The organism is Flavivirga rizhaonensis, from assembly GCF_004791695.1.
GTDB classification, from domain to species: domain Bacteria; phylum Bacteroidota; class Bacteroidia; order Flavobacteriales; family Flavobacteriaceae; genus Flavivirga; species Flavivirga rizhaonensis.
In genome coordinates this window covers 22,770-35,681 of the sequence record NZ_SRSO01000030.1, presented here as the reverse complement: position 1 = coordinate 35,681, position 12,912 = coordinate 22,770, and the positions used below count along the sequence as shown (strand labels likewise).

Genomic DNA, 12,912 nt, shown 5'->3' with positions numbered 1-12,912 from the left:
AAATGAAGCAAAATGAATAACTACAGAAAAGTGTTTAAACCAATATGAAACTTTCCTTTAGCTAGAAAAGTTAATTATCAAAAAAAAACATTTGTAATAGTATCCAAAACAAATGTTATACAATTGCATTCTATTATAAAGTAACTTTACGAGAAATATACCCCGTATGAAAAAACTAAACTACCTTTTTTTATTATCATGTTTCTTTTTTATAAACAGTTCACGAGCTCAAGTTGAATTATTATTTCCCCGAAACAATGATGAACTGACCGATATTGCTGTTTCTTTTAGAGTAAAAGTAAGCACAGATGGTCCTTACGAACTTCAGGTTTCCAAAAACCAAAATTTTACGGCGCCTGTTGTAAAACAAGCACGTACCGTAGACGATAGATATGACGATAGAAACATCGTTTATTTCTATTCAAATTATGGCACTATAAATCCTTCCAAAAAATTCTTATTAGATCCAGGTACTTGGTATTGGAGGGTAACACAAGATGGAGGGACTACTTTTAGTGAAACCAGAACACTTGTAGTTAACGATGATAAATCTCCAACTCCCGTACAAATAGATATTAGTCCTGAGAAACCCTTTTTTCATTTTAGAATAAATAGTCGAACAGTTTATGAATCTTCTGACCCTGCAGCGTTAATGAAAGAAATGGTTCCAGACCATTTAAAAGATTATGTAGTTTTAGACCTCGGACAATCATTTTTTAGTAACACGCAAGGTGTTGATTTACTAGAATATTCACGTTTTTTTGATGATTTAGGTTATAAGTTTTTATTTGATTCTGGTGGCGTTGGCGACTTATCTCCTAGAGGTAGAAGTAGTTTGCTTTCTGAAATTGAAATGGCCTTTAAAGAATTACCAAACTGTGTTGGGGCAGCAACTTCAGAAGCCTTTTATGGTTACTTTTTTGATGAAGATAAGCGATCTAATATAGACGGTATTATAGAACTATGCCGAAAATACGGTAAAGTATTCTCTTATGGAGATATGAATTGGCAAGCAGCAAAATGGCCATTATTTTCTTATGCTAATTACGATTCTTATTTAGATAAAAATTATGGAGATTACTTATTGCCCCAAAATAAAACTACAGATCCGTGGGGTGCTTATACTAACGTAAGTTCTATTCAGGGTATGAAACTTACGGGAATGATAAAAAATATTGGAATGTGGTCTGATGCCTGGTGTTGGGAAAAATTTGGTGATGTAGACGATTTTGAACTTGAAGAATGGATGAATGGCACGCATGCCACCGGAAGTGGCACAAAATACCACCCTTATATACAAAACATGAAACAATTTATTTATGGGATAACTTATGGATCTACTGTATTTACAATTGAACAAAGTACACAATACGATCGTTTTACAGGCAGACCTACAGATCATTATCACAGATATCTTGAGCCATTTATTAATGCCGTAATAGACGAAAAATTAATTCCGTCGGAACAAGCAATTAATAACAACTTCAAAATAATAGTAGATACAGGAATTAATACGACTGATGCCAATAGCACGCCTAACATAACCTATATGCCAGGGAATATATGGGGCGATGTTCTTCGCTCAACATATGGTATTTCAGACCTTGCGCCTTATAGCGATGTTGTATTTACCAAACAAAACTACGACATACAACAAAGTGCCTATTTAGAAATGATTCCGAATACAGACAGGTATCCTTCTGGTATTCCGTTTTTACCTAAATCGTCGGTGAGCCCGCCTGTTATTAACGGCACGCCATTGGCCGTTGTAAAACTAGAGGACCTAGATACGCAAGCAGAAGCAGATGCCAATTTAAATATATTTTATCCAGAAAGCACAAACGAAGCTTACGCACAAATTATTGATAATTCCATCTTTGTGTTCAATACCTTAGAAAATCACGATATAAAACAAAGCTATACCCTAAATATAAATCATGCTGGTATAGAATCACTATCTGGAAATATTGACTTAATGAGTTATGTTATTGGTAAATTAAAGCCTGATGATGGAGGTTCGATATTTTTTCAAGTGAATGGTTATGTTCCTAATCCGAGTTTGAGAGAGGGTGAGTATTCACTACCTGCCTACCCGTCTATATTGACCTTTAAATGTACGGCTCAGCCCAATATTAAAATTGAGGAATTGGGAGCTATTAAAAATTACAATTGGAATGACGCCACAAATGAACTTTCCATTGAAATTGACCATACTATAGCAGGAGCCGTTAATTTCACGCTTCAGCAAGATCCAGTTACAGAAACCATCAGTATTGATGATGTGCCAGATTTAATTACAACTTCATCAAATTTAGATTTCAAAATAGGTTATAATTTAAGAGAAACTAGGGATATTGTTGTATCTGTATTAGATCCCAATGATGTGATAATGGCATCAACAACAAAAACCATAATTAAAGGTGTGAATAATGATGTATTTACGCTGAATTTTAATCCTATTCCAGCCTCTGGAACAGGTTATTCGGTTGTTGCTCAAATTAGACCCGTTGGTGGCGATGAAACACAAATCATTGTTGAAAAAAAAACTCCCTTTGAGTTTTTAACTGAAGCCACTTGTCCAAATACAGACGTTTACAATGAATGTTTTGAAAACGGTATTGGTTTATGGTTTGGTGGGTCTGGAACAGCAATACGAGAAGTTCAAAGAAACGAAGTTTATCAAGGAAACTATGCTTTAATGGTTAAGGGCGAAGGCGCTTCTGCTGCTACAATTTCAAATCTTAACCCAAATAACAATTACCAAATTAAAGCTTTTGCTAAAAATTTAGGAACTGGAAATATTAATTTTGGACTTAAGGATCACGGTGGCCCAGAACAATCTACAAGCGTAACAAATACTACTTTTGAAGAAAAAACCTTAAGTTTTACAACTGGTGCAAATAATACAAGTGTTAGAGTTTACTATTACTCTCCTAATTCAGATGCAGAAGGCTATTTAGATAATATTTCGCTAATAGATTTGGGTTGTGCTGGTGCTAACTGTAACGATACTGATCTGGATGGCGTTCTTAACGCAGATGACGATTGTCCAAATACTCCTGCTGGAGCTGCTGTAGACTCAAATGGTTGTGAAGTCTTTTCAGTAGTTGCTGATAATTTTTTAATTAAAACAACAGGAGAAACTTGTAGCTCTAAAAATAACGGTAGTGTTTTAATAACCGTTCAAAATAGTAATAATGCCAGTTATACAGCTATCCTATCTGGAAATGGTGTTGATGTTACAAAAAACTTTACTGCACAAACCATTTTCGAAGATTTGGGTGCTGGTGAATATACGCTACAAATTACTGTAGCCGAGGATCCAGATTTCAATGGAGAATTCACAATAACCGTAGGAGAACCCGAGGCTCTGGGTGTAACTTCGAAGGTTAATAACAATTCTAAAACGGTAAGTCTTAATTTTAATGGCGGACAGCAATACAACATTTCTGTAAACAACAGATTATTTAGAACAAAAGCATCAAACATTACTTTACCCCTAGAAGATGGCTTAAATTATGTTGTTGTGAAATCTGATAAAGATTGCCAAGGAATTTACTCACAACAATTTGTAATTGGATCAGAATTAAAACTATTCCCTAATCCAGCCACTCAAGAGCTCAATATCCTTTTACCAATGTCAAATTCCAAAATAGAAGCCATAAACATCATTGATTTAGTAGGGAAAAACAAACAATTATATCCATACGTTGCTAACGGCGAATATAGTCTAAAGGTAGATATCTCTAACCTTAAGAAGGGATTCTATTTTGCGAATATAGTAACCAACAAAAATTCGTATACTTTAAAATTTATTAAAAAATAATATACGGTTTTATCATTTAAAAAAAGTATAAGATGAAAATAACAATAAATAATACTGTTTTAACAATTATTCTAAGCACCTTAATGTTTTCCTGTGGAGGTGGTAGTGACGATAGTACTGAAGATCCTGGTAACAATACGCCCCCAACGATTCCGAGTCTATCTGAGCCTGTAAATAACTTATTATGCACAGATAATAACTTAACATTCAAATGGAACGCTTCTTCTGATCCTGATGGAGACCCAATATCCTATACACTGGAAGTAGCAACCGATAACGGTTTTACTCAAATAGTACACAGTTTTAATAACCTTTCGTCAACTTCTAAATCCATACTTTTAGATGAAGGACTAGCGCATTATTGGAGAGTTAAAGCGAAAGATAATAATGGTGATTCTAGTAGCTATTCCAATACATTTCAGTTATACACAGAAGGAGAAGGGGAAATAAACTATCTGCCATTTTCTCCAGTGTTGGTTGGTCCCGATATTGACGCAACCTTATCAGATTTAAATACATCTTTATCTTGGACTGGTAGCCATATAACTACTGGCGCTGTATTAACATATGATGTTTATTTAGATACTAGTAACCCTCCCACAACAGAAGTGGCAAATTCCATATCTGAAACAACTTATTCAACTACATTAAATGCTTCTACGGTTTACTATTGGAAGGTGGTGGTAAAAGACGATAATGGAGGAGTAACTCATGGTCAGGTTTGGAGTTTTAAAACTAATTAGCGTCAGTTCGATTTAATTTTAATTTTTTTATAAAAAACAAATCTAAAGGAGCGTAGTCGAAGTACTCAAGATAAACTTTCGAGACATCTCATAAGGATGAGATTCCTCTTCAATAGCTACGCTATTATACGTTCAAGTAAAATATATTTTACTCTCCGTAGCATTCGGAATGACATAGTAAAATAGTTAAACGGTTGAGTTGACAGTCAGTTTTTAATATGTCGAACTCACGTCAATTAATCTTTTCAAAACTCTTTGTAATCAAACGGTTTTTAGAGAGAAAAGATTTAAAAATCCTATCAATTTGTAAACACACCATCTGTTCTTTTCAGCCTTGGATCTCAACTGGTTTGAATGTTCTTTGAATTGCCATGTCTGATATCTTCGTAATTTATTATTACATAGAGTTATTTTTCTATTTTAAATCTTAATAACTTTAAAAGTTTTAATATTATCTAAACGAATAAAATATATTCCCTTATTTAACTTAATTGTATGTTTTTTTATTTACAATACCTTCTTCAACTTTAGCACCATTGGCTTTATAAATAACATAGCCTTCAAAATAATTTTGTTCAGAAAAACATGTAGAATCTTTAACTGGATTAGGATAAATAAATACATTATTTCTTAAATCAATTTTATCAACTACCGAAAGTATAGCACCATTTCTAATTACAAATTCTTGTAGCATAATACCTTCTGTATTCTGGCCTCCAACAGGCCTTAGTTGTGCTTTAAAATAATAGTTTTCATTTGATGCCATGTTATAGGTTAATGCATCATGGTTGAAATAAGCATAACCAGCATAAGCCGATACTATATTATCTTCAACCACAGTACCACTTGAGTTTTTTAGTTCAAAGTAAATCTCTCGATCTTTGTTGGCTTGATATACCATATCAAAATTTAAACCTGCATTTGAAACTTCAAGTGTAGACACATCAATTTCAAGCTTCTCATTATAAATTTGAACAATTGGTTTATCTTCTGGATTAACGATTACGGGGTTGGTTTCTTCAATAAGAAAATCGTCTGCATACCCTTCATCATTTACCGATGGCGCATAAAAGAAGAGCTTGGCACTTCCTGTGCCATCAGTAGTAAAAACCAATTCGTTTAAAGTATAGTTTGAATTTGAGATATTTACAGATAAGCTTCCTCCAACAACGCCTTCTTTTATTCCGAGAGTGATATTTCCAGAAACAATCTTTGCGTAACAACTGAGCTTATATTCTGTATTGGGTTTTAAAGATACCTTTTGTACAGCAGATCCTGCACCTGCAATATGTAGAGTATGATTTCCTGTATTTATATGTTTTACATCAGATACAACTTCATGGTTATAGGGATTAGGCCATCCAACCCATCCTGTGAGGTCGCCAGATTCAAAACCACTATTTTTAATAATCTCATCATCCACTGGCTCGTCGTTTGGATCTAGGACATTCACTAGTTTGTAAGATCTTACCCAGTCGTAGTAACTGGTGTTTTTTGTATCATCCGCCAACTCTTCATCAGTAGGGAGCGATACCCATGGAAACGGATAAGTTTCTGTAACCATATGCAAATGCATTGGTTGGTCAAAAGGATTATTTTTAATGGTTGCATTGAAATCTACGGACTTTGGTTCGTTACCATCTAAGTAAAATGTAGCTTTTTGCTCGTCTTGCCACCAGGCACCATATATATAAAATTGGTCTGATGGTAATGTCCCATTGATTTCGTGAATAATTTCATCAGACCGCAGATCGTTAACCTTATTATCACAATCGGTATACCAAAAATGTGTGTTGGAATTCATTCTATTGGCAAAGTAAGAACCTGGGAAATTTCCTGTTCTCCCTATCATTTCCATGATATCCAGCTCTAAACCATATTTATCATCACAAGGTGTTTCGGCAAGAGGCACATTTTTATGTGTGGATAACCAAAAGGTAGTAGACAAGGTACTTTTAGACACTTTCACCTTGCTTTCATAGTAACCAAAACTAGCTTCATTTGATTTTGATACCACAGCTCCGCAAGCAATATTATAAGTGATTTTATCCCCATTCCACATGGTTACTATCGTATCTTTTGCCATCTTCCCTCCTTTTATCACTAGCATTCCGTTTTCAACGCTTATTTGAGATGGCAGAAATATACCAGGTGGTCTTCCCACCCAATTTGGATGGTAATTATACCATTTTTCCAAATCGAGTTCGTTTCCATTAAATTCATCTGAAAACTTTTCATTTAAAACCCATCTTTTGCCTTTAGGTGGTTTTGGAGGTTGGGCATATAATTCTATACCAAGAATTAGGAACACGAAACACAAGATTATTTTATATCTATTTATTAGCGTAACTACTATCATTATTCAGATTGCCCTAATTCCAACTCAGCAATTATAGCTTGTTCTCCATTCGCTTCAAGAATTTCTAATTTAAGATACCTTAAATCCGTTTTTGGTAATGCTAACAAACGATATTTGGAATTAGCCTCCCATTTTTCTGAAGCAATCTCTTTAAAATTAACATTGTCCTTACTTGCATAAACTTTAGCGTAAGTTATATTCCCTTCAGCCAAAGCGGCTTCAGGGGCTGGTTTACATCTGTGATTCGGCACGATAGTTAATACATCAATATTCTCAACAACTTCACCGAGATCCATTACTATAGTTTGAGGAAAACTTTTATCAGATTCCCAATGAAAATGATTTGTACCTACCTGACGTGCATCGTATAAGTTTTCAGATTCTCCACTGCTAGCTGTAACAGATTGTATTGGTGCTGTAGTTATAATTTGTGGTCCTTGATTTGGTAAGGTTGGTCTAGACAAGTTCGGCTTCCATTGTTTACCAATTTCGGTTAGCATATTCGTGTAAATTGGGTCTAAAAGTCCGTCTCTATTCGGCATGCAATTCAACATAAAATTGCAATATCTATTCTCGCAATCATTAAGTTTATTCAAAATGGTTTCAACGCCATCGCCTTTTATTAATCCATCTGGTGTTTTTTCACTCCAAAACCAACCATTGCCCTTTACACTGCAATGTCCTAAAGCAGATGCCATAGTATTATCTTCGGCTGGGTATGCTCCAAAAGGTCCTTCAAAATAAGGAATATCCATATGAAAAGGAGCTTGTAAATGTGTATGATCTGTAATTAAGCATTCGGGTTGCAATTCTCTAATTAAAGCTCTGATTTCATGATAAGGCACTTCTTTGTGTCCCATTCTCCAATACCAACCATCCATAACAAAATAATCTACCTTTCCGTAGTTGGTTAATAGTTCTGTAATCTGTCCTTTAATAAAACTTAGTTTTTCTGTATCTATCTTACCTTTATCCACACCATTGGTACTATCCCAAATAGAATAATATAGTCCAACTCCCAAACCTTTTGCTCTAAATGCATCTACATACTGGCGTACAATATCTTTTTTATATGCCGTTGAAGCCACATCGTACTCTGTGTATTTACTATCCCAAAGCGAAAACCCTTCGTGATGCTTTGTGGTAAGAAGTCCAAATGTCATGCCTGCAGAAATTGCTGCATCTGCCCATTGGTTGCAATCTAATTTTTGTGGATTAAAGGAATCTAATGGATAATTAGCTTCTCCCCATTCTGCACCGTAAGACATAATATTATAACAAATAAACATGCCAAATCGCTTATCTATAAACTCTTCTTTTAATTTTTGAGAAGGCTTGATTTTTATAGAATCAGCTTTACCAATTTCTATATCTGAAGCGGTATTATTAGTTTCTTTAGAATCTTTACACGTAAATAATATCGCAGAAAATAATATAAGTATCACATTAAACATTGAAAACTTTAAGGCTTTTTTTTGTTTCATTTTTTTAAGGTTTAATTAATAAGATGTTTTTCCAACTTCTAATTCGTTTATAATTGCAGAGGCACCATTTGCCTCCAATATTTCCAGTTTAAGATATCTCGCAACACTCTTTTTAAAGCCCATAGCTCGATAATTAGCATCTGGTTTCCACGTTTGAAATGCTACTTCTTCATAGTTTATATTATCTACACTTGCATAAAGTTTACACTTGGTAACATTCCCTTCGGCTAAGGCAATTTGCGGGGGCGGTATACTTCTGTGGTTTTGTACGATAACCAAAACATCCAGGTCTTTTTGAACTTCCCCCAAATCCATTACTATATTTTGTGGATATTTCGAGTCTGACTCCCACACATTAAAATTCCCCCCTTCTACTTGTCGGCTATCAATAAGATAATCTGCTATACCACTACTAGCTTCTACAGATTTAATTGGTACGGAAACTGCAACTTGTACCTTATCATTCGGTAATGCTTTTCTAGTAGTATCTGCCTGCCACTTCTTTCCAATTTCAGAAAGCATATTTATGTAAATTGTATCTAATAAACCATCTCTATTTGGCATGCAATTCAACATAAAATTGCAATATCTAATTTCACAAGTCTTTAGTTTTTCAACTACTACATCAACACCATCATTTGGCTTCATACCATTTGGTGTTTCTTCATTCCAAAACCACCCATTACCTTTTAAACTGCAATGACCAAGTGTGGTGGCCATGGTATTATCTTCTGGAGGGTATGCTCCAAGCGGTCCTTCGAAATATGGAATTTCCATATGGTAGGGCGCTTGTAAATGCGTATGATCTGTGATAAGACACTCTGGCTGAAGTTCTCTGATTAAATCCCTTATTTCATGGTATGGGACTTCATTATGCCCCATTCGCCAAAACCAACCATCAATTACGAAATAATCTATTTTTCCATAATTTGTTAATAATTCGGTTAGTTGACCTTTTATAAATTGAAGCTTTGTATCATCAATACTATCTTTAACCACATTATGCGTAGAATCCCATATTGAATAATATAGTCCTATTCCTAAATTTCTCTCTCGAAAAGCATCAACATACTGCTTTACAATGTCTTTTTTATATGCTGTAGATGCTACATCATACTCTGTATATTTACTATCCCATAGACAAAAACCTTCATGGTGTTTAGTAGTTAACAATCCGTATTTCATTCCAGCAGAAATGGCTGCATCTGCCCATTGATTACAATCTAATTTTTGCGGATTAAAAGATGTAATAGGGTAATTTGCCTCTCCCCAATACGCCCCATAAGACATAATATTATAACAGATAAACATGCCAAATCTTTGATCTATGAATTCACTTTGCAGTTGATACAAGGTTTTTTTAGAATCGGACACCTCTTCTTTAATAGAGGTACTTTGTGATTTTTTGCATTGCATTAAGCTGACAAACAACACTAATACAGTTACAATATTAATTGTTCGATGTTTAATTTTATTATTTTTCATTTTGCTAGAAATTATACTATGTATCACTAAAAACCAACCGCAGCAGCACCATCAACAGGCAATAAAACGCCATTTATATAAACTGAAGCATTGGATGCTAAAAAGACAGCGGCATTTCCTATATCTTCTGGTTTCCCGAAATGTTTAAATGGAATTCGGTTTAAAATTTTATTTTTTCTTTCAGTATCACTATCCAATGCTTGGTGTAACATTTTAGATTCTATCCAACCAGGTGCTATAGAATTTACACGAATACCATCTTCGGCATAATCGGCTAATAACCCTCTCATTAACCCTAACATACCCGTTTTAGCACTGGTATAAGCTACAACTTTTGTCATCGCCATAATCCCCGTCATGGAACTAATCATAATAACAGAACCTTTAATATCGTGTCTCTTCATGGATTCCATCACTTCACGGCTTAGTGTAAATGAACTTAGCAAATGGGTTTGGATAATTTTTAAAAAACCTTCATCTGTAGTTTCTGAGACAGTGGCTTTTAAGTGAATCCCTGCATTATTCACAAGGGTATGGATGGGACCACAATCTTTAATAATTTGTAAAACCAATTTCTTCATACCTGATTGATTGGTAATATCGAACACATAGTAGCTTGAATTTTCTCCTAATTCGATACAAGCGCTTGCTAGGGTTGATTCTGTTCTTCCAATAATCACTACACTACCACCTGCTTCAACAAAAGACTTTGCAATACCTAAACCAATACCTGAACCTCCGCCCGTTATTAGAGCCGTTTTTCCTTTTAAACTGAATTGTGACAAATTCATTATTCTATAATATTATCCTGGTAAACAACCAGGTTCTAGTTGATTAAACTTTTTATAAGCGAGTTGAAATTCTTGATGCAACAATTCTTCAGATTTGGATAGCTTTCCGTTTCCTAAATTCAAAATACATTGTTCTAATTCATCGGCAACCTCATTTAATGTGGCTTCTCCATTTAAAATTTTACCTGCGTTAATATCCATATCTTCAGCAAGATTATTATAAGTTTCTGGATTTGCACAAATTTTTATGACTGGCGCAACCGCAGAACCTACTACTGAACCCCTACCAGTTGAAAATAGCACAACATGAGATCCACAGGCTATTAACTCTGCTATTTCGGCATTATCGTTAGCATTTGGCCATCCAAACATGGGTTCGCCATCTGGAACAACATCCAACAAATACAAACCACTGGTTGTAGGACAAATTGCAGGCTTTATAATACCTTTAATTTTGGAATTGCCACTTTTGCTATATGCACCCATTGATTTTTCTTCGATAGTAGATAAACCGCCTTTGGCATTCCCATCCGAAAAACTTCCGAAGCCCATTTTCATGTAATAATCTTTGGCCTTATCGACTGTTTTAACAAGTTGTTTAGCCAACTCTGGGGTAGATGCTCTTTCAGCCATGATATGTTCACAACCTATTAGCTCTCCTGTTTCTTCAAAAATAGCTGTAGCTCCTTGTTCTAAGATACTATCAAAAACTTTTCCTATTACGGGATTTGCTGTAATTCCACTAGTGGCATCAGACCCTCCACAAATAGTACCAACAATTAACTCGTCCATGGCCATATTTACTGTGGGTGTATTTTGAAGGATTTCAACCTGTTGTTTAATCCACGCCTTTCCTATATCTATTGAATTTCTACTTCCTTTAGATTGCTGAATCGTTATGGTTTTTGCTGGTCTACCCGAAGCGATGACTTGTTTTTCTAACGCTTCCTTATTTAAGTTTTCACAGCCCAAGGAAACAATTAATACCGCACCAACATTGGAATGCGTACAAAGTGCTTGCATCATTTGGTTGGCATAATCGTTTGGTGCGCATCCATGAAAACCAATAACATGTACGCCTTTATCTCTAAAATTATATTGTATTTCTCTAGCAACATGATGGGCACATTCTACCGTGTACGCCACCAGCGCATAATTTCGAATGCCTTTTTTACCATCCTGTCTTAAATATCCTTTTAACATGATTATTTAGTAAACTGTTTCATGTATAAACTTTCCATGTTATGCACATGTATATGCTCACCTGCATGCACCTGTTGTGTTATAACTCCAATAGGTACACCATATTTTTTAACAAGAGCTCCAATAGGTAAATCCTTAAGTGCTATTTTATGACCAAAATCGATGTCTGAAATTGCACAGATTGCCTCTCCGTCTATAGTAATTTTTTCGTCTTTACTAAGGTTGGAAATAACAACACCCACGTTATCTGATGCATTGAGCACTATAATTTTTCTACTGGACATAATTTAATTATTTACATAATTCCGAAAGTCTCAAAAGCTTCAACGGTACTCATTCCATTCTCTAAAGCTTTCTGAACTGTTTTCTCTCCTCTAGATTTTTCTAATGCCAAAGCAAAAGCTTCTTCTACAGCATGAGACGGCACGATTGCTACACCATCCCTATCGCCGTAAACCACATCTCCTGGATTTACTGGAACACCCCCAAACTCAATAGGTAATCCATAGTCGATCACTTTACCTCTTGGGCCTTGGTCTTGCGCATAAGTACCTGCCGAAAACGTTGGAAAATCCAAACGGAGTATTTCGTTGGTATCTCTAGAAAAACCATTAACAACAGCTCCCGAAGCTTCCAATTTCATGGCTCTAGTGCTCATTAAACCGCCCCATAGTGCATAGTTATAAGAAGAACCAGAACATATATATACTTCATTTTTTTTGAGACTATCTAAAGCCTCAAACATAATTCCAAAAGGTTTAGCCATTATTGGATTTGCAGTTCCTTCTAATTTTTCAGCATATACATCAGCTTCTAAAACAGGGAAAGCCCTGCCTATTACAACCATTTCAGTATTTAAAGGTTTTATTTGTTGTGGCAAAAATTGGTGCAAAAGCCCCATTTTATCCATAACGTCTCCCACCAGAGCAACAAAAAGCTCTTTTTTCGCAAGTTGAAACAACTCATTATCATCTTTCCAAAGATTCATTATACTTATATTAGATATTATTAAAGATACATT

9 protein-coding genes are annotated in these 12,912 nt (G+C 34.9%); 2 read left to right on the top strand and 7 right to left on the bottom strand.

Features of this window, described 5'->3' with window-relative positions:
• Positions 1-166 precede the first annotated feature (166 nt).
• Both EM932_RS17465 and EM932_RS17460 read left to right on the top strand, forming a co-directional pair.
• Positions 167-3,826, top strand: coding sequence for a T9SS type A sorting domain-containing protein (locus EM932_RS17465; RefSeq protein WP_135878494.1), 3,660 nt, complete (start codon positions 167-169; stop codon positions 3,824-3,826).
• A 32-nt stretch (positions 3,827-3,858) separates the two neighbouring features.
• Positions 3,859-4,569, top strand: a complete 711-nt coding sequence (locus EM932_RS17460; protein WP_135878493.1) for a fibronectin type III domain-containing protein — start codon at positions 3,859-3,861, stop codon at positions 4,567-4,569.
• A gap of 487 nt (positions 4,570-5,056) precedes the next feature.
• Here the strand turns inward: EM932_RS17460 and EM932_RS17455 are convergent, their stop codons facing one another.
• The 7 genes from EM932_RS17455 to EM932_RS17425 are packed head-to-tail and all read right to left on the bottom strand — an operon-like array spanning position 5,057 to position 12,879.
• Positions 5,057-6,880: a carbohydrate binding domain-containing protein gene (locus EM932_RS17455; RefSeq protein WP_170179839.1), complete on the bottom strand. Its 1,824-nt coding sequence runs from the start codon at positions 6,878-6,880 to the stop codon at positions 5,057-5,059.
• Between the two features lie 47 nt (positions 6,881-6,927).
• Positions 6,928-8,412, bottom strand: a complete 1,485-nt coding sequence (locus EM932_RS17450) for an alpha-L-fucosidase (RefSeq protein ID WP_135878491.1) — start codon at positions 8,410-8,412, stop codon at positions 6,928-6,930.
• Between the two features lie 15 nt (positions 8,413-8,427).
• Entirely contained in the window at positions 8,428-9,897 is a 1,470-nt protein-coding gene (locus EM932_RS17445; RefSeq protein WP_135878490.1) for an alpha-L-fucosidase, read from the bottom strand.
• 26 nt (positions 9,898-9,923) lie between these two features.
• On the bottom strand, positions 9,924-10,688 hold the full coding sequence (locus tag EM932_RS17440; protein WP_135878489.1) for an SDR family NAD(P)-dependent oxidoreductase: 765 nt from the start codon (positions 10,686-10,688) through the stop codon (positions 9,924-9,926).
• 12 nt (positions 10,689-10,700) lie between these two features.
• Complete coding sequence (locus EM932_RS17435; protein WP_135878488.1) at positions 10,701-11,891, bottom strand: UxaA family hydrolase; 1,191 nt, start codon at positions 11,889-11,891, stop codon at positions 10,701-10,703.
• A 2-nt stretch (positions 11,892-11,893) separates the two neighbouring features.
• A complete protein-coding gene (locus EM932_RS17430) occupies positions 11,894-12,175 on the bottom strand; it encodes a UxaA family hydrolase (protein ID WP_135878487.1) in 282 nt (93 codons plus the stop codon).
• 11 nt (positions 12,176-12,186) lie between these two features.
• The gene (locus tag EM932_RS17425; protein ID WP_135878486.1) at positions 12,187-12,879 is read right to left on the bottom strand and encodes an RraA family protein; all 693 of its coding nucleotides are present in this window, start codon (positions 12,877-12,879) and stop codon (positions 12,187-12,189) included.
• Between the last annotated feature and the right edge of the window lie 33 nt (positions 12,880-12,912).